Annotated in this window: 14 protein-coding genes and 1 riboswitch; of the genes, 12 read left to right on the top strand and 2 right to left on the bottom strand. The window is 65.9% G+C overall.

The window, feature by feature from the left end:
- Positions 1–78: 78 nt before the first annotated feature.
- From metK to metF, 4 genes are all read left to right on the top strand, one after another.
- A complete protein-coding gene (gene metK, locus AC1DOQ_RS02290) occupies positions 79–1,248 on the top strand; it encodes a methionine adenosyltransferase (protein ID WP_477359892.1) in 1,170 nt (389 codons plus the stop codon).
- A gap of 76 nt (positions 1,249–1,324) precedes the next feature.
- Positions 1,325–1,396: riboswitch (S-adenosyl-L-homocysteine riboswitch) on the top strand.
- A gap of 28 nt (positions 1,397–1,424) precedes the next feature.
- The gene (gene ahcY, locus AC1DOQ_RS02285) at positions 1,425–2,840 is read left to right on the top strand and encodes an adenosylhomocysteinase (RefSeq protein WP_477359890.1); all 1,416 of its coding nucleotides are present in this window, start codon (positions 1,425–1,427) and stop codon (positions 2,838–2,840) included.
- A gap of 87 nt (positions 2,841–2,927) precedes the next feature.
- A complete protein-coding gene (locus AC1DOQ_RS02280) occupies positions 2,928–3,281 on the top strand; it encodes a phage holin family protein (RefSeq protein WP_477360415.1) in 354 nt (117 codons plus the stop codon).
- Positions 3,268–4,113 carry a methylenetetrahydrofolate reductase [NAD(P)H] gene (metF, locus tag AC1DOQ_RS02275; protein ID WP_477359888.1) on the top strand — a complete coding sequence of 282 codons (846 nt, stop codon included), beginning with the start codon at positions 3,268–3,270 and terminating at the stop codon, positions 4,111–4,113. The genes AC1DOQ_RS02280 and metF overlap by 14 nt, the downstream gene beginning before the upstream one ends.
- 52 nt (positions 4,114–4,165) lie before the next feature.
- On the opposite strand, the gene AC1DOQ_RS02270 is transcribed toward metF, so the two are convergent.
- Entirely contained in the window at positions 4,166–4,729 is a 564-nt protein-coding gene (locus AC1DOQ_RS02270) for a 5-formyltetrahydrofolate cyclo-ligase (RefSeq protein ID WP_477359886.1), read from the bottom strand.
- Between the two features lie 94 nt (positions 4,730–4,823).
- On the opposite strand from AC1DOQ_RS02270, the gene AC1DOQ_RS02265 reads away from it, so the two are divergent.
- From AC1DOQ_RS02265 to AC1DOQ_RS02245, 5 genes are all read left to right on the top strand, one after another.
- Positions 4,824–6,833, top strand: coding sequence for a lytic transglycosylase domain-containing protein (locus AC1DOQ_RS02265; RefSeq protein ID WP_477359884.1), 2,010 nt, complete (start codon positions 4,824–4,826; stop codon positions 6,831–6,833).
- A 23-nt stretch (positions 6,834–6,856) separates the two neighbouring features.
- Positions 6,857–7,846 carry a complex I NDUFA9 subunit family protein gene (locus tag AC1DOQ_RS02260; RefSeq protein WP_477359882.1) on the top strand — a complete coding sequence of 330 codons (990 nt, stop codon included), beginning with the start codon at positions 6,857–6,859 and terminating at the stop codon, positions 7,844–7,846.
- 9 nt (positions 7,847–7,855) lie between these two features.
- Positions 7,856–8,569 carry a glutathione S-transferase family protein gene (locus AC1DOQ_RS02255; RefSeq protein WP_477359880.1) on the top strand — a complete coding sequence of 238 codons (714 nt, stop codon included), beginning with the start codon at positions 7,856–7,858 and terminating at the stop codon, positions 8,567–8,569.
- On the top strand, positions 8,566–9,654 hold the full coding sequence (locus AC1DOQ_RS02250; RefSeq protein ID WP_477359878.1) for a tRNA nucleotidyltransferase/poly(A) polymerase-related protein: 1,089 nt from the start codon (positions 8,566–8,568) through the stop codon (positions 9,652–9,654). The genes AC1DOQ_RS02255 and AC1DOQ_RS02250 overlap by 4 nt, the downstream gene beginning before the upstream one ends.
- Positions 9,655–9,768: 114 nt before the next feature.
- Positions 9,769–10,431 carry an N-acetyltransferase family protein gene (locus AC1DOQ_RS02245; protein WP_477359876.1) on the top strand — a complete coding sequence of 221 codons (663 nt, stop codon included), beginning with the start codon at positions 9,769–9,771 and terminating at the stop codon, positions 10,429–10,431.
- Positions 10,432–10,435: 4 nt separating this feature from the next.
- On the opposite strand, the gene AC1DOQ_RS02240 is transcribed toward AC1DOQ_RS02245, so the two are convergent.
- Complete coding sequence (locus tag AC1DOQ_RS02240; protein ID WP_442124480.1) at positions 10,436–10,936, bottom strand: Lrp/AsnC family transcriptional regulator; 501 nt, start codon at positions 10,934–10,936, stop codon at positions 10,436–10,438.
- Positions 10,937–11,149: 213 nt separating this feature from the next.
- Here AC1DOQ_RS02240 and AC1DOQ_RS02235 point away from each other — a divergent pair, with 213 nt between their 5' ends.
- The 3 genes from AC1DOQ_RS02235 to AC1DOQ_RS02225 all read left to right on the top strand — a co-directional run bounded on the left by AC1DOQ_RS02235 (position 11,150) and on the right by AC1DOQ_RS02225 (position 17,403).
- Entirely contained in the window at positions 11,150–14,713 is a 3,564-nt protein-coding gene (locus AC1DOQ_RS02235) for an indolepyruvate ferredoxin oxidoreductase family protein (RefSeq protein WP_477359874.1), read from the top strand.
- Positions 14,714–14,775: 62 nt separating this feature from the next.
- A complete protein-coding gene (locus tag AC1DOQ_RS02230; RefSeq protein WP_477359872.1) occupies positions 14,776–15,762 on the top strand; it encodes a questin oxidase family protein in 987 nt (328 codons plus the stop codon).
- 78 nt (positions 15,763–15,840) lie between these two features.
- Positions 15,841–17,403, top strand: a complete 1,563-nt coding sequence (locus tag AC1DOQ_RS02225; RefSeq protein ID WP_477359870.1) for a S41 family peptidase — start codon at positions 15,841–15,843, stop codon at positions 17,401–17,403.
- Positions 17,404–17,507: the final 104 nt, after the last annotated feature.

The raw sequence follows: 17,507 nt of genomic DNA, 5'->3' as shown, positions 1-17,507 counted from the left end.
AAGCGGAATATAAATATCGCTAAAGCGTCGCAGGGCCTTGGTACTGCGGCATTCATCTCAACAGTATCAGGAGCCTCAATGTCTTCCAATGACTACCTCTTCACTTCCGAATCCGTCTCGGAAGGCCATCCGGACAAAGTTGCCGACCAGATTTCCGACGCCATCCTCGACGCCATCCTCGAGCAGGATCCGCGCGCGCGCGTGGCCGCCGAAACCCTGTGCAACACGGGTCTGGTGGTGCTGGCCGGAGAGATCACGACGCACGCAAACGTCGATTATATTCAAGTTGCGCGCAATACCATCAAGCGCATCGGTTACGACAACACCGATTTCGGCATCGACTACAAGGGCTGCGCCGTGCTGGTCGCCTATGACAAGCAGTCGCCGGACATCGCCCAGGGCGTCGACGAAGGCGCCGGTATCGACCTCGACCAGGGCGCCGGCGACCAGGGCCTGATGTTCGGCTACGCCTGCGACGAAACCCCGGAACTGATGCCGGCCGCGATCTATTACGCCCACCGCCTGGTCGAGCGCCAGTCGCAGCTGCGCAAGGACGGCCGCCTGCCGTGGCTGCGTCCGGACGCCAAGTCCCAGGTCACGCTGCGCTACGTGAACGGCCGCCCGGTCTCGGTCAACACCGTGGTGCTGTCGACCCAGCACGCGCCGGAAATCAGCCATAGCCAGATCGAAGAAGCGGTCATCGAAGAGATCATCAAGCCGGTGCTGCCGAAAGAATGGCTGCAGGACACCCGCTACCTGGTCAACCCGACCGGCCGCTTCGTCATCGGCGGCCCGCAGGGTGACTGCGGCCTGACCGGCCGCAAGATCATCGTCGACACCTACGGCGGCGCAGCCCCGCACGGCGGCGGCGCCTTCTCGGGCAAGGATCCGTCCAAGGTCGACCGCTCGGCCGCCTACGCCGCCCGCTACGTGGCCAAGAACGTGGTCGCCGCCGGCCTGGCGCGCCAGTGCCAGGTGCAGGTCAGCTACGCGATCGGCGTGGCCAAGCCGATCAACATCACCGTCTACACCGAAGGTACCGGCGTGATCTCCGACGAGAAGATCGCCGAACTGGTGATGGAACACTTCGACCTGCGCCCGAAAGGCATCGTGCAGATGCTGGACCTGCTGCGCCCGATCTACCAGAAGTCGGCCGCCTACGGCCACTTCGGCCGCGAAGAGCCGGAGTTCACCTGGGAACGCACCGACAAGGCGGCGGCACTGCGCGCCGCGGCTGGTTTGGCATAAATAGCGCAGGGTGGGCTCTCCGGGCCCACCCTGCATGCCTCAGTACACTGCCAGCATCACCCATGCTAAACTAAGGAATTCCGAGGAGCGTTGCGACGAAAGTGTCCACTTTCGCCAGGCTCGGATATCAACACCGCGCTCACGTTACTTTTTTCTTAACTTGAAAGGAGGGCGTGATGAGCGCCGTACTCAAAGACACTTCCCAGGATTACCTCGTTGCCGACATCGGTCTTGCCTCGTGGGGCGAGAAGGAAATCCGCATTGCCGAAACCGAAATGCCGGGCCTGATGGCCATCCGCGAGGAATACGCCGCCAGCCAGCCGCTGAAGGGCGCGCGCATTGCCGGTTCGCTGCACATGACCATCCAGACCGCCGTGCTGATCCGCACGTTGGAAGCCCTCGGCGCGCAAGTGCGCTGGGCCTCGTGCAATATCTACTCGACCCAGGACCACGCCGCCGCCGCCATCGCTTCGGTCGGCACCCCGGTGTTCGCCATCAAGGGCGAAACCCTGGACGAGTACTGGGAATACACCCACCGCATCTTCGAATGGCCGGGTGACAACCACGCCAACATGATCCTGGACGACGGCGGCGACGCCACCCTGCTGCTGCACCTGGGCGTGCGTGCCGAGAAAGACATCTCGGTGCTGGACAAGCCGGGTTCGGAAGAAGAGATCTGCCTGTTCAACGCGATCAAGGGCCGCCTGGCCGTCGATCCGCAGTGGTACTCGAAGCGCCTGCCGGAAATCAAGGGCGTGACCGAAGAGACCACCACCGGCGTGCACCGCCTGTACCAGATGCACCAGGAAGGCAAGCTGGCTTTCCCGGCAATCAACGTCAACGACTCCGTCACCAAGTCGAAGTTCGACAACCTGTACGGCTGCCGCGAATCGCTGGTGGACGGCATCAAGCGCGCGACCGACGTCATGATCGCCGGCAAGATCGCCGTGATCGCCGGCTACGGCGACGTGGGTAAAGGCTCGGCGCAAGCCATGCGCGCGCTGTCGGCCCAGGTCTGGGTTACCGAGATCGACCCGATCTGCGCCCTGCAGGCGGCGATGGAAGGCTACCGCGTCGTGACCATGGACTACGCCGCCGAACACGGCGACATCTTCGTCACCTGCACCGGCAACTATCACGTCATCACCGAGCAGCACATGCTCAAGATGAAGGACCAGGCGATCGTCTGCAACATCGGTCACTTCGACAACGAAATCGAAGTTGCCGCACTGAAGAAATATCAGTGGGAGAACATCAAGCCCCAGGTCGACCATATTATTTTCCCGGATGGCAAGCGCATCATCCTGCTGGCCGAAGGCCGCCTGGTGAACCTGGGCTGCGGCACCGGTCACCCGTCCTACGTGATGAGCTCGTCGTTCGCGAACCAGACCATCGCCCAGATCGAGCTGTTCGCCAACACCGACAAGTACCCGGTCGGCGTGTACACGCTGCCGAAGCACCTGGACGAAAAGGTCGCGCGCCTGCAGCTCAAGAAGCTGAACGCCCAGCTGACCACGCTGACCGAGGAGCAGGCTGCCTACATCTCCGTCAGCAAGGAAGGTCCGTACAAGCCCGACCATTACCGTTATTAATTAATAACTGGTAATCTCTTCGGTGACATGGCGCCGCCCAAATCGGGTGGCGCCCCGGATTCCTACGCCTTCACGAAAGACACCGATATGCGCCTGCTCCTGACCTGGTTGATCAACGCCGCAGCCCTGATGGCGCTGCCTTACCTGATGCATTCCGTGACCGTCACCAGCATCGGCACCGCCCTCGTGGCCGCGCTGATCCTCGGCCTGGTCAACACCATCATCCGTCCGGTGCTGGTTGTCCTGACCCTGCCGGTGACCCTGGTGTCGCTCGGACTGTTCATCCTGGTGATCAACGCGCTGCTGTTCTTGCTGGTGGCGCACCTGGTCGAGGGCTTCCATGTCGCCGGATTCTGGTCGGCCTTCCTGGCGGCCATCCTGTACAGCGTGATTTCGTGGGCGCTTTCTACCTTACTCGTGAACAAAGATGGAAACCCCTAATATCAGCATCGAGTTTTTCCCGCCCAAGACCCCCGAGGGTGCGGAAAAACTGCGCGCGGCGCGCCAGAAGCTGGCGGCGCTGCAGCCGAAATACTTTTCGGTGACCTTCGGCGCCGGCGGCAGTACCCAGCAGGGCACGCTCGACACCGTGCTCGAGATCCAGTCCGAAGGCCACGCCGCGGCGCCCCACCTGTCCTGCGTCGGCGGCACCCGCGAATCGATCCGCACCATCCTGCGCGAGTTCCAGTCGCACGGCATCCGCCGCCTGGTCGCCCTGCGCGGCGACCTGCCGAGCGGTTATGGCGGCGCCGGCGAGCTGCGCTATGCCAGCGACCTGGTCGAGTTCATCCGTGCCGAGACGGGCGACTGGTTCCACATCGAAGTCGCCGCCTATCCGGAGATGCATCCGCAGGCGCGTTCGCCGCAGGACGACCTGCAAGCCTTCGCCCGCAAGGTGCAGGCCGGCGCCAATGCGGCCATCACCCAGTACTTCTACAACGCCGACGCCTATTTCCAGTTCGTCGACAACGCGCAGAAGATGGGCCTGGACATCCCGGTCGTGGCCGGCATCATGCCGATCACCAACTTTACCCAGCTGATGCGTTTCTCGGATATGTGCGGCGCCGAGATCCCGCGCTGGATCCGCCTGAAGCTGGCCAGCTTCGGCGACGACAGCGCTTCGATCAAGGCCTTCGGCCTGGACGTGGTCAGCCAGCTGTGCGAACGCCTGCTGGCGGGCGGCGCGCCCGGCCTGCATTTCTACAGCATGAACCAGGCGGCGGCCACCACCGCCATCTGCCAGCGCCTGCAGGGAACGCAGACGGCGGCCTGATCCTCGCCCGCCGATCGCATGCCCGCGCGCCGCAAAGCCGCGGGCATTTTCTTTAGGTCACCTTGCTGATCTCGGTCACGATCACGTCCAGCGGCACGTCGTGCGGCGCATGGCCGAACTGCGCTTGCTGGTTGCTGTAGGCAATGCCCAGGGTGCGCGGACGCGGCGGCAGTTCCAGGGTGCGGTCGTAGTAGCCGCCGCCATAGCCCAGCCGATAGCCGTCGGCATTGAAGCCCAGGCAGGGAACCAGGAGGGCGGGAGGGCGCTCGATGAAGCGCAGCTGGGCCGGCACCGCGACGCCCATCTCGTCCGCGATCATCGGCTCGCCCGGCGTCCATTCCGTGAACGTGAGGGGAGCGTTGCGTTCCATCACCACGGGCAGGGCCAGGCGCACGCCGGCCAGCGCCAGCTCCGCATAGGCTGCGCGCAGGTCGGGTTCGCCGGCCAGCGGCCAGTACACCCCGAGGGTATCGATCTGGCGCAGGCGCCACCAGGCAATCACCTGGGCGCCGATGTGTGCATCCCATTGGACCTTGATTGCCGGGTCGAGCGCCCCACGTGCAGTCCTGAGCGCCTTGCGCAGCGCCGCCTTGGCCGCCTGGCTGTCGCCTGCCACGCTTGAGGCGTCATCTGGCAAGCTCGAGAGGGGGCGTGTTATTCTTGGATCGCCGGTCATGAGTTAAATGAAGCGTACATTGAAGGTTGGTTTGATGTTTCTTTTGAAATTGTTAGCCGGCGCAAGTATTGCCGCCACGACCCTGCTGTCGTTCGCGACGGCGTCCGCCCAAACGGCTCCGCCGCCTGCCGCCGCACCCGCGATCGCTCCCGTGGCCGCGCTGCCGCAGGCCGCGACCGACGCCGCCCGCGAGCAGGATGCCATCTTCCTGCAGTTGCGCGAGGCCGCGCGCCAGAACGATGCGGTCAAGGCGGCCGAGCTGGCGGCGCGCCTGCCCAACTACACAATTCCCTCGTATGTCGACTATTATCGGCTCAAACCGCGTCTGAAGGACGCATCGAACGAGGAAGTCCTGGATTTCCTGAAGCGTTACGAGGGCAGCGCCATCGCCGACCGCTTGCGCAACGACTGGCTGCTGGAACTCGGCCGCAAGCGCGACTGGGTGAATTTCGACCGCGAACTGCCGCTGTTCGTGAAGAACGACGACTACCAGGTCAAGTGCTATGCGCTGCTGTCGCGCGCCGTGAAAGGCCAGAACGTGGCCGGCGAGGCGCGCGCCCTGCTCGACAATCCGCCGCTGTACGGCGAAGCCTGCGCCGCCCTGGTCGCCCAGCTGGCGCAGTCCGGCCAGTTCACGAACGCGGACCTGCTGGCCCAGCTGCGCCTGGCCGGCGAGATGCACGCCACCGGCCCCTCGCGCCGCACCGCGCTGCTGCTGGGCGCCTCCGACACCCGCGCCGCCCAGGCGGTGGACGTGCCGGCGCTGGCGATGGCGCGCGGCATCGGCAGCAGCCGCGCCGATCACGAGATCTACCTGGTCGCGGTCGGCCGCATGGCGCGAACCAGCCTCAAGCTGGCAACGGTCGCCCTGAACAAGAACGCATCCAAATTGTCCGCCGAGGAAAAGGCGATCGGCTGGTCGAACATCGCCCTGGCCGCTTCGCTGGTGCTGGCGCCGGAAGCCTACGATTACTGGCAGCGTGCCGCCGGCGCGCCCCTGTCCGAGTTCCAGGCCGAGTGGAAGACCCGGATCGCGCTGCGCCGCGGCGACTGGAAGATGGTGAAGGCGACCATCGACGCCATGCCGCCAGACCAGCGCGCCGAGCCGGCCTGGGTCTACTGGCGCGGCCGCGCCGACCTGGCCCAGGGCCGCAAGGAGGATGCGCAGGCGCTGTTCCGCCGCATCGCCGACCAGAACAGTTTTTATGGGCAACTTGCGCTCGAGGAAATCGGCCAGCAGATCACGATCCCGCCCAGCGCAGTGGGGCCGATCGCGCCCACCGCGGCCGAGCTGGCGCAGATGGCTGCCAATCCTGGCTTCAGGCGCGCCCTGAAATTCTTCGGCATGCGCCTGCGCTTCGAGGGCACGCGCGAATGGAATTGGGCGCTGCGCGATTTTTCCGACCGCAAGCTGCTGGTCGCGGCCGAGTATGCGCGCCAGAACGAGATCCTGGACCGCATGGTGAATACCTCGGAGCGCACCCGCACCGAGTTCGACTATACCCAGCGCTTCCCGGCTCCGCACGACGACATCCTGCAGCCGACCGCGCAGGGGCTGGGCCTGGACCAGGCCTGGGTCTACGGCCTGATCCGCCAGGAATCGCGCTTCATTTCCGATGCCCAGTCCGGCGTCGGTGCTTCCGGCCTGATGCAGGTGATGCCCTCGACCGGCAAGTGGGTGGCCGAGAAGATCGGCATGACCGATTACGGCCACGGCATGCTGAGCGATATCCGCACCAACATCCTGCTCGGCACCAATTACCTGAACATGGTGCTGAACCATGCGGAAGGCTCGCAGGTGCTGGCCACCGCTTCGTATAACGCCGGCCCCGGCCGCACCCGTACCTGGCGCGGGCTGCTGAATGCGCCGATGGAAGGGGCGGTGTTCGTCGAAACCATTCCTTTCGAAGAAACGCGCAACTACGTGCGCAACGTGATGTCGAACGCAACGAACTACGCCGCACTGTTCGAGAAGCGTCCGCAGTCGCTCAAGGCCCGCCTGGGGACGATCATGCCGCGTGGTGCTAGCATGGGCTTGCCATGATCGGCCTGCCTTAGGAGATTGCCATGCGCGATCTGTCGGTAGTGTTGTTCGGAGGAACAGGATTCATCGGCAGCCATCTCGCAGCGCGGCTGCCCGAGCACGACATGACCATCGTCGTGCCGACCCGCCACGAAGCGCATGCCATGCACCTGATGCCGCTGCCGGGCGTCGATATCGTGCAGGCGGATATTCACGACGATGCCGTCCTGCGGCGCCTGGTGGCGGGCCGCGATGCCGTCATCAACCTGGTCGGCATCCTGCATTCGCGCCATGGCATGCCCTACGGGCCGCAGTTCCGCCACGTCCACGTCGAGCTGCCGCGCCGCATCGCCAGTGCCTGCGCCGCCGCGGGCGTGCCGCGCCTGCTGCACATGAGCGCGCTGGGCGCGGCCCGCGACGGCCCCTCGATGTACCAGCGTTCGAAGGCCGACGGCGAACTGGCGGCCGCCAGCGAGGCGGGTGTGGCGGCGACCGTCTTCCGTCCCTCGGTGGTGTTCGGACCGGGCGACAATTTCATGAACATGTTCGCGCGCCTGCAGCGCCATTTGCCGGTGGTGCCGCTGGCCGGCGCCGATGCGCGCTTCCAGCCGGTGTACGTCGGCGACGTCGCCGAAGCCTATGTGCGCGCCCTGTTCGACGAGGCCACCCGCAGGCAGACCTTCGAGCTGGGCGGCCCCGGCATCTATACCCTGGCCGAGCTGGTCAGGCTGGCGGGACGCTGGTCCGGCCATCCGCGCCCGGTGCTCAGGCTGCCCGACGCCCTGGCGCGGCTGCAGGCCGGCTTCTTCGAGCTCCTGCCCGGCACGCCGCTGATCACCCGCGACAACCTCGATTCCATGAAAGTCGATAATGTTGTCAATCCGTCCCACCAGGTCTTGACAGCGGAAGCGCTCGGAATCAAGCTCACGGCGCTCGAGTCCGTCGCGCCGTCCTACCTGGCGCCCCCCGGACAACTCGACGAGCTGCGCTCCCGGGCGCGGCATGCTCACACGGAACACCCCCATCCGAAATAGAAAGAGACCATGCAGACCATCGAACTCGATCCCACGCTCTCCCAGACCCTCGACCAGGCGCGCCAGGCCGGCCTGACCCTCGTCATCGGCAACAAGAATTATTCGTCGTGGTCGATGCGGCCCTGGGTGGCTGCGGTCGCGGCCGGGATCCCGTTCACCGAAGTCCGCGTGCTGCTCGACCAGCCGGACACCGCCGCCAACATCGCGCGCTTTTCGCACGCCGGCCGCGTGCCCGTGCTGCTGGCCGGCGAGATGACGATCTGGGACAGCCTCGCCATCTGCGAATACCTGGCCGAGCAGTTCCCCGATAAACACCTGTGGCCGCAGGACGTGGCGGCGCGCGCGATGGCGCGCTCGGTGGCCGCCGAGATGCATTCGGGCTTCGGCGACCTGCGCACCTCGATGTCGATGAACATCAAGGCGCGCCTGCCGGGCCGCGGCCGCACGCCGGGCACCCAGGCCGACATCGGCCGCATCTGCGAGATCTGGGAAGAGTGCCTGGCGCGCTTCGGCCACCACCGCTTCCTGTTCGGCGATTTCTCCATCGCCGACGCCTTCTACACGCCGGTGGTGATGCGATTTAAAACCTATGGCGTGGCGCTGGCGCCGGCCCTGCAAGCCTATTGCGACCGCATGCTGGCCCACCCGGCGGTGGCGCGCTGGGTCGAGGAAGCGATGGCGGAAACGGAAATCGCCGCCATCCACGAAGCCGAGCTGCCGTGAAAGCCTATGTCGTCGGCGGCGCCGTGCGCGATGAACTGCTGGGGCTGCCGGTGCAGGACCATGACTGGGTCGTGGTCGGCGCCACGCCCGAGCAGATGGTGGCGCAAGGCTTCCGTCCGGTCGGCAAGGATTTCCCCGTCTTCCTGCATCCCGACACCCACGAGGAATACGCGCTGGCCCGCACCGAGCGCAAGACGGCGCCCGGCTACCACGGCTTCGTCTTCCACACCTCGCCCGACGTCAAGCTGGAAGACGACCTGATCCGGCGCGACCTGACCATCAACGCGATGGCGCGCGCCGCCGACGGCAGCATCGTCGACCCTTACGGCGGCCGGCAGGACCTGGAAAACCGCATCTTCCGCCACGTGTCGGAGGCCTTCGCCGAAGACCCGGTGCGAATCCTCAGGTTGGCCCGTTTTGCCGCGCGCTTCCCGGCATTCCGCGTGGCCGAGGCCACCAATGCGCTGATGCGCAGGATGGTCGAAGAAGGCGAGGTCGACGCCCTGGTGCCGGAGCGCGTGTGGCAGGAACTCTCGCGCGGGCTGATGGAGCAGAAACCCTCGCGTATGTTCGCCGTGCTGGGCGACTGCGGCGCCTTGTCTCGGATCCTGCCGGAGCTCGATGCCGGAGCCCCGCTGATGCAGGCCATCGACCATGCCGCCGCACGCGGGCTCGAGCTGCCGGTGCGGTTTGCCGTCCTGATGCACGGCCTCGGCAGGGAGATTCCCGACGTTTGCAAGCGCCTGCGCGTGCCTGTCGACTGCCGCGACCTGGCCGTCATGACGGCGCGCGAGCAGGACATCGTTGGCCGCGCGCCGGCCCTGGACCCGGAAGCCATCGTCACCCTGTTCGAACGCAGCGATGGCTTCCGCAAGCCGGAGCGCTTCGCCCAGATGCTGCTGGCCGCCGGATGCGCGGCGCCTGGCCATGAGACGCACGCACCGCGCCTGCTGAAGGCGCTGGAGGCGGCGCGCGGGGTGAATGCCGGGGAGATTGCCGGGCGTCTTGTGGAGAACAAGGCGGGGATTCCGGCGGCGGTGCACGCGGCGCGGGTGGGTGCGGTGGAAGCGGCGCTGAGCCACTAGCCGTCAGGACCCGCCAGCCCGTCGTTCCCGCTTTCGCGGGGATGAGGACGGGGGTGTATCCGCTCAATCCGCTACAATACTGGAATTGGTGCAGTGCACAAAAGCGAATAAACGATGCAGGACAATCCCCTACGCCGCTGGCTCAGCAACCTGACCGGCAAGCACGGCCGCCAGCCGGTACTGGTCAAGGCCTTGAGCAAGCGCGACCACCGTCGCGTGCTGCGGCATTTCCTGGCCCTCGACAGCAACGACCGCCTGCTGCGCTTCGGCAGCATGTTGCGGGATGAGCAGGTCATTGCCTACGTCAACAAGATCGATTTCTCGAACGACATCGTGTTCGGCGTGGTCAACCGCATGTTCCAGCTGGTCGGCGTCGGCCACCTGGCCTTCACCTCGCGCGAGGCGCATCCGGACAGCATCAATTACACCGACAAGGAAAAAGTGGCCGAGTTCGGGGTCTCGGTGTCGGCATCGGCGCGCGGGCAGGGCGTCGGCACCCGGCTGTTCGAGCGCGCCGCCATGCATTGCCGTAATTCGGACGTCGACACCCTGTACATGCAATGCCTGTCCTCGAACCGCACCATGATGCACATCGCCAGGAAGGCCGGCATGGAAATCCAGCGGGAATACGGCGAGGCGGACGCCCACCTGCACCTGCCGCCGCCCAGCCCCTCGAGCGTGCTGGCCGAGGCGCTGGAAGAGCAGGTGGCGAAGATCGATTACGCGGTCAAGCGGAATACACGCGCCGCGCTCAAATGGTTATCGCCTAAAAAATAGGCAATCAAACGATGGGCAGCGCCGTCGTCTCTTTGATTTTTTGCAGCGCAAAGCTGGATTTCACGTCCAGCACCGCCGGGTGGCGCAGCAGCGTCGCCATCATGAAGCGCGAGAAGTGTTCCATGTCTTCCACATGGACGCGCAGCAGGAAATCCATCTCTCCCGTCATCGCATAGCAATCCACGACTTCCGGCCAGGTCGACACGGCCTGGGCGAACTCGAAGCGCGGCGAGGTCGCCGGCACGCGTGCGTTCGGCGCGCCCTCGGCGTGCTTTTCCAGGCGCACGTTCACATAGGCCAGCAGGCCCAGGCCCAGCTTGTCGGCATCGAGCAGGGCCACGTACTGTCGGATCACCCCGGCCTCTTCGAGCCGCTTGATGCGGCGCAGGCAAGGCGATGGCGACAGGTTGACGCGCTCGGCCACGTCCTGGTTCGACAGGCGGCCATCGGCTTGCAGAATGGCAAGAATCTTCCGATCGGTTTTATCCAGCTCGATCTTTGACATGAATTTCCCTTGGTCTTCGGATGTTCCGCAATTTTATTGCGCAAATCACTCGGCGGGGGGAATTGATTGAAATTTTATGGCGAGGGCTCAGGCCTATACTGGCGGCAGAACGTAGGGTGGGCTCTCCGAGCCCACGCAAAGCGTCGGCGCAACGCAAATCTTGTACGTGGGCTCAGAGAGCCCACCCTACCAAAAGACAATACTGGAGACACAATGAACGCACCCCTGGACCGCTCCCAGCTGGAGCCGGCGCAGCCATCGCCTGCCCACGAGATCACGCTGGACGACAAATGGACGCTCGAACGCGGCCGCGCCTTCATGACCGGCACCCAGGCCCTGATCCGCCTGCCGATGCTGCAGCACGAGCGCGACGTGGCCGCCGGCCTGAACACTGCCGGCTACATCACCGGCTACCGCGGTTCGCCCGTCACCGCGGTCGACCAGACCGCCATGAAGGCGAAGAAGCACCTGCAGGCGCACAACGTGCACTTCCACCCGGGCATGAACGAAGACCTGGCGGCGACCGCCGTCTGGGGCACCCAGCAGACCAATCTGTTCGAAAACGCCAAGTACGACGGCGTGTTCTCCATGTGGTATGGCAAGGGGCCCGGCGTGGACCGCTGCGGCGACGTCTTCAAGCACGGCAACAACGCCGGCTCCGCCCGACATGGCGGCGTGCTGGTGCTGGCCGGCGACGACCACGCGGCCAAATCCTCCTCGACCGCCCACCAGTCCGACCACATCCTGCACCACGTCGGCATGCCGGTGCTGTTCCCGTCGTCCGTCCAGGAATACATCGACTACGGCCTGCACGCCTGGGCGATGAGCCGCTACAGCGGCCTGTGGGTGTCGATGAAGTGCGTGACCGACATCATCGAATCCGGCGCCGTGGTCGACCTCGATCCGGACCGCGTGCAGCCCGTGATCCCGACCGACTTCGAGATGCCGCCGGGCGGCCTGAACATCCGTTGGCCGGACGCCGTGCTGGACCAGGAAGTGCGGATGAACAATTACAAGTGGTACGCGGCGCTGGCCTATGCGCGTGCGAACAAATTAAACCGGATTGTCTGGGACAGCCCGAAGCCGAAGATCGGCATCATCACCGCCGGCAAGAGCTACCTGGACACCCGCCAGGCCCTGGCCGACCTCGGCATCGACGAGCAGGCGGCGGCAGACATCGGCCTGCGCGTCTACAAGGTCGGCATGACCTGGCCGCTCGACTCCGTCGGCGTGCACGAGTTCGCGCAAGGCCTGGACGAGATCATCGTGGTCGAAGAGAAGCGCCAGGTGCTGGAGTACGCGCTGAAGGAAGAGCTGTACAACCTGCCGGACGGCGAGCGTCCGCGCGTGGTCGGCAAGTTCGACGACAGCGGCGAATGGAGCATCCAGAACCGCTCCGGCCAGGGCGACTGGCTGCTGCCGGGCACCTACGAGCTGAACCCGGCCCAGATCGCGCGCGCCATCGCTTCGCGCATCGGGCACTACTGCGCCGGCCACCCGGTGGCCGAGCGTGTCGCCCAGCGCATCGCCTACCTGGAAGCGAAGGAAGCCGTGCTGAAGGCGATTCCCGTCAAGGCCAATCCGGAAACCGACCGCATTCCCTTCTTCTGCTCGGGCTGCCCGCACAACAGCTCGACCAAGGTGCCGGAGGGTTCGCGCGCCCTGGCGGGCATCGGCTGCCACTACATGGTGCTGTGGATGGACCGCGAAACCTCCACCTTCACCCACATGGGTGCGGAGGGCACGACCTGGATCGGCCAGGCCCCGTTCACGGATGAAAAACACGTGTTCGCCAACCTGGGCGACGGCACCTATTTCCACTCGGGCGTGCTGGCGATCCGCGCCTCGGTCGCGGCCAAGGTCAACATCACCTACAAGATCCTGTATAACGATGCGGTCGCGATGACCGGCGGCCAGACCCACGACGGTCCGCTGGACCCGGCCAAGATCAGCCGCCAGCTGGCCGCCGAAGGCGTCAAGCCCATCATCGTCGTCACCGACGAGCCGGAAAAATACCCGGCGGATTATCCCTGGGCCGAAGGCGTCACCGTGCGCCACCGCGCGGAACTGATGGACGTGCAGCGCGAGCTGCGCGAGACCACCGGCGTGAGCGCGATGATCTACGACCAGACCTGCGCCTCCGAAAAACGCCGGCGCCGCAAGAAGGGCGAATTCCCCGACCCGGCCAAGCGCGCCGTGATCAACGAAGCCGTCTGCGAAGGTTGCGGCGATTGCTCGAAGCAGTCGAACTGCCTGTCGGTCGAGCCGCTGGAAACGGAACTGGGCCGCAAGCGCCAGATCAACCAGTCCTCGTGCAACAAGGATTTTTCGTGCGTCACCGGTTTCTGCCCGAGCTTCGTCACCGTCGAAGGCGGCGGTTTGAAGAAGCCGAAGAAGGCATCGTCCGCCGAAGCGACGCCCCCTAGCCTGCCGGCGCCGCACATCCCGGCCACGATCGAACCCTTCGGCATCCTGGTGACCGGCATCGGCGGCACCGGCGTGGTGACGGTCGGCCAGATCCTGGCCGTCGCCGCCCACGTCGAGGGCAAGGGCGCGCTGGTGCTGGACATGAGCGGCCTGGCCCAGAAGGGCGGTCCGGTGATGTCGCACGTGCGCCTGGCCGATAAACAGTCCGACCTGCATTCGACCCGCGTCGGCACCGGCAGCGCCGACCTCGTGATCGGCTGCGACCAGATCGTCACCGCCAGCCGCGACGCCCTGTCGCGCATGGGAGAAGGCCGCACCCGCGCCTTCGTCAACAACAGCGGCGCCACCACCGCGGCCTTCATCAAGAACCCGGACTGGCAGTTCCCGGCCGAAGGCTCGAAGGGCGCCATCGTCCAGGCATGCGGCAAGGACAACGTCGATTTCGTCGATGCCGGCCAGATCGCCACCGCGCTGATGGGCGATGCCATCGCCACCAATATGTTCATGCTCGGCTACGCCTTCCAGAAGGGCCAGGTGCCGCTGCAGGAAGCTTCGATCATGAAGGCGATCGAACTGAACGGCGTGTCGATCCCGTTCAACAAGGCCGCCTTCAACTGGGGCCGCACCGCCGCCCACGATCTCGCTTCCGTCACCAGGCTGACCACCCCGGCCAAGGTGATCGAGTTCAAGCGCACCCAGTCGCTCGAGGACATCGTCAAGCGCCGCGTCGAACTCTTGAGCGCCTACCAGAACGCATCGTATGCCGCCCAGTACAAGGCCTTCGTGGACCAGGTCCTGGCCGCCGAAGCGAAGATCGGCAAGGGCACCCGCCTGAGCGAAGCCGTGGCGCGTTACCTGCACAAGCTGATGGCCTACAAGGACGAGTACGAAGTCGCGCGCCTGTACACCGACCCCGCCTTCATGCAGAAGATCGAAGGCATGTTCGAGGGCGACGTGAAACTGAAGTTCCACCTGGCGCCGCCGCTGCTGGCCAGGAAGGACAAGCAGGGCCGGCTGATGAAGCAGGAATTCGGTCCGTGGATGATGAAGGCCTTCGGCGTGCTGGCGAAACTGAAAGGCCTGCGCGGCACCGCCTTCGACGTGTTCGGCTACACCGAGGAGCGCAAGATGGAGCGCGCCCTCATCCAGGAATACCGCCGCACGGTCGAGGCCCTGCTGCCCAAGCTGACCGCCGAGAACCTGGCCCAGGCCGTGGCGATCGCCAGCATCCCGGAAGATATCCGCGGCTTCGGTCACGTGAAGGAGCGCAACCTGGCTGCGGCCAAGCGCAAGGAGGCTGAGCTGGTGGCGGGGTTTCATGCGGGTGGCATTACTTCACGCGCTGCTTGAGATACCGTCATTCCGCCTGCGCGGGAATGATGGTTCGGCCGGCTTGGTGCTACATTGACGCCATGAGCACCATGTCGACCGCCTGCCACGAACTGCTGCTACAGTCGCACCAGCACGCCCCCCTGTACGGCAACCGGCTCGCCAACCACCTGCCGATGGCCCTGCTGGCACTGGACCGCCTCGGCGCCGATGCCGGCACCCTGCGCCGCTTCGCCGACGGCTATGCGCGCAAGCTGCTGCCCGGCGCGGCGTCCAGCAGCGAACTCGATCCCCACGACTACCTGGGCAGCGCCGGCGACTACCCGCGCTTCGTGTGCTTCTTCCAGGACCGCATCCGCGAGTCGGGCGTCGACGCCGTGCTGCACGACTGGGTGCCGACCCTGATTCCGGGCCTGGCGGCGTCCGCCTTCCACGCCATGATCCGCCTGGCCTACGCCATCGAGGGCGGACTCGAGGACGAGATCGCGCTGGCGCTGGCGTACTGGGCCAGCGAATACGTCACCCTGCCGCTGTCGCTGGAGCCGGCCGAGGGCCGACTCGAACAGATCGCCGACAGGCTGCGCCTGAAACTGGACAGGCACGTGTTCAAGCCGGGCATCATCATCGACAGGATGCTCGAGATCGCCTGGGACCCGGCGCTGGCGGGCGCGGTGGTGCAGCCGCTTGCTGCGCCCACCCTGCGCGAGGTGGCGGGCTTCGCCTTGCAGGCCTACCTACAGCGCGAAGATTTCACCTTGCTGCACATCGTCACCGGCTGCCACGCCTTCCGCATCGTGCAGCGCTATGCCAACGACAAGGCGCTGGCCCTGCGCTACCTGTGGCAGGCGGCGCTGGCGGCCTGGCTCACGGTCGTGGTCGCTCCGGCAAGCCGGCGGGCGTCCGGCGACAGCTGGTCCGAGCTCGGCGAGCAGGCGATCGCGGAAAGGGCGCTGCTGTCCAGCGACGACCACGTCATCAAGCTCTGCTATTCCGCGCTGTGCGAATACCGGGAGTACGGCGACCCCGCCTATCTCCGCGCAGCCGCCCGCAAGCTGGCGCTGGACAGTTAGATCGCAGCGAATGTCGCGCCGCCCCAACTGTTACAGTTGCTTGCAATTGACGGGCCCGGCGCGTCTATAATCGGGCGCATGAGCTCGTCATATGCATGCACCGGCCGTCCGGCCATCGTCTCCCGCTTCCTTGCCTCTGCCCTCGCGGCCCTCGCCCTGCTGTCCGGTTGCGGAGGTGGCGGCGGCGGTGGCGCATCGCTGAGCACCCCGGTCGGCGGCACGCCGACCACCCCGACGAACCCGGGCACGCCGGCGGATCCGATCCCGACCGATTTCATGAACTACGCCAACATGTGCGCCAAGCCGCGCACGGGCGTGGATGCGCAGGGCCTGGCCTTCCCGGATCGCCAGGGAACCCTGCAGGACGAAATGAAATTCCTGCGCGGCTGGGCCGACCGCTACTACCTGTGGTACGACGAGATCCCGTCGACGGTGCGGATGGCCGACTACGGCAACACGCTCGACTATTTCGCGGCGCTGAAGACGCCGGCGCTGACGGCATCCGGCAAGCCGAAGGACCGTTTCCACTTCACCTATACCACCGCCGAGTGGGATGCCTTGAGCACGGCCGGCGAGGAAGTCGGCTACGGCCTGACCTGGTCGCGCAATTCCGCCTCCGCGCCGCGCACTTGGCTGGCGTCCATCGTCGAGCCGGGTTCGCCGGCGGCGAGCGCGGGCCTGCAGCGCGGCGACATGCTGGTGGCGGTCGACGGTGTCGACTTCATCAATACCACCGGCACCACCGGCGTCGCCACCATCAATGCCGGGCTGTTCCCGGACAATGCGGGCGAATCGCACCGCCTGAAGGTCCAGCGCGGCGGCACCAGCTTCGAGGTGACCCTGGTCTCGCAGGTGGTCGCCAGCGCGTCCGTGAAGAACACCAAGGTGATCGATACCCCGACCGGCAAGGTCGGCTACCTGACCTTCGACGACCACAACGCGGTGGCCGAGAAGCAGCTGATCGACGCCTTCAACCTGTTCAAGAGCCAGGGCGTGAGCGACCTGGTGCTGGACATGCGCTACAACGGCGGCGGCCTGCTGTACGTCGCCAGCGAACTGGCCTACATGGTCGCGGGTCCGGACGCTGCCGGCAAGACCTTCGAGCGCCCGGTCTACAACAACAAGACCGCGCCGGACGCACCGATTCCCTTCCGCAACACGGCCTACGGCTTCTCCTCGCCGAACCCGGCGCCGGCGGGCGCGGCGCTGCCTTACCTGGGCCTGAAGCGCGTGACCGTGCTGACCACCGCGGGCACCTGCTCGGCCAGCGAAGCCGTGATCAACGGCCTGCGCGGCGTCGACGTCCAGGTCGACATCATCGGCGGCCAGACCTGCGGCAAGCCCTACGGCTTCACCCCGGTCGACAACTGCGGCACGACCTATTTCTCGATCGAATTCCAGGGCGTGAACGCCAAGGGCTTCGGCGACTTCGCGGACGGCTTCGCACCGACCTGCAACGTGGCCGACGACCTCAACCACGCCCTCGGCGACACGGCCGAGAGCCTGCTGTCCGCAGCCCTGGCCTACCGCGCCACGAATGCCTGCCCGGCATCCGGTACCGGACGCGCGAGCGCGGTGCCGATGGAGCTGGTGCGGCCGCAGGTCAAGGAGATTTCGATTTATCCGCCGCGGCAGCGCTGACGCCGACACGCTGCGCTTGCATCGTCATTCCCCGCCTGCGCGGGGACGACGTGGATAGCAGCGCGACGCATTCCACGTCTATAATTTCCGGATTGAATTTTTCC

Source organism: Massilia sp. 01N417, assembly GCF_056399645.1.
This window is presented reverse-complemented; position numbering and strand designations above follow the sequence as displayed.

What these genes read in the sequence shown, in the direction of transcription:
- AC1DOQ_RS02245 (WP_477359876.1), top strand. Translation starts at nt 9,769, where the DNA reads ATGCAGGACAATCCCCTACGCCGCTGGCTCAGCAACCTGACCGGCAAG.
- metF (WP_477359888.1), top strand. Translation starts at nt 3,268, where the DNA reads ATGGAAACCCCTAATATCAGCATCGAGTTTTTCCCGCCCAAGACCCCC.
- AC1DOQ_RS02225 (WP_477359870.1), top strand. Translation starts at nt 15,841, where the DNA reads ATGAGCTCGTCATATGCATGCACCGGCCGTCCGGCCATCGTCTCCCGC.
- ahcY (WP_477359890.1), top strand. Translation starts at nt 1,425, where the DNA reads ATGAGCGCCGTACTCAAAGACACTTCCCAGGATTACCTCGTTGCCGAC.
- AC1DOQ_RS02255 (WP_477359880.1), top strand. Translation starts at nt 7,856, where the DNA reads ATGCAGACCATCGAACTCGATCCCACGCTCTCCCAGACCCTCGACCAG.
- AC1DOQ_RS02240 (WP_442124480.1), bottom strand. Translation starts at nt 10,936, where the DNA reads ATGTCAAAGATCGAGCTGGATAAAACCGATCGGAAGATTCTTGCCATT.
- AC1DOQ_RS02230 (WP_477359872.1), top strand. Translation starts at nt 14,776, where the DNA reads ATGAGCACCATGTCGACCGCCTGCCACGAACTGCTGCTACAGTCGCAC.
- AC1DOQ_RS02280 (WP_477360415.1), top strand. Translation starts at nt 2,928, where the DNA reads ATGCGCCTGCTCCTGACCTGGTTGATCAACGCCGCAGCCCTGATGGCG.
- AC1DOQ_RS02260 (WP_477359882.1), top strand. Translation starts at nt 6,857, where the DNA reads ATGCGCGATCTGTCGGTAGTGTTGTTCGGAGGAACAGGATTCATCGGC.
- AC1DOQ_RS02265 (WP_477359884.1), top strand. Translation starts at nt 4,824, where the DNA reads ATGTTTCTTTTGAAATTGTTAGCCGGCGCAAGTATTGCCGCCACGACC.
- AC1DOQ_RS02235 (WP_477359874.1), top strand. Translation starts at nt 11,150, where the DNA reads ATGAACGCACCCCTGGACCGCTCCCAGCTGGAGCCGGCGCAGCCATCG.
- metK (WP_477359892.1), top strand. Translation starts at nt 79, where the DNA reads ATGTCTTCCAATGACTACCTCTTCACTTCCGAATCCGTCTCGGAAGGC.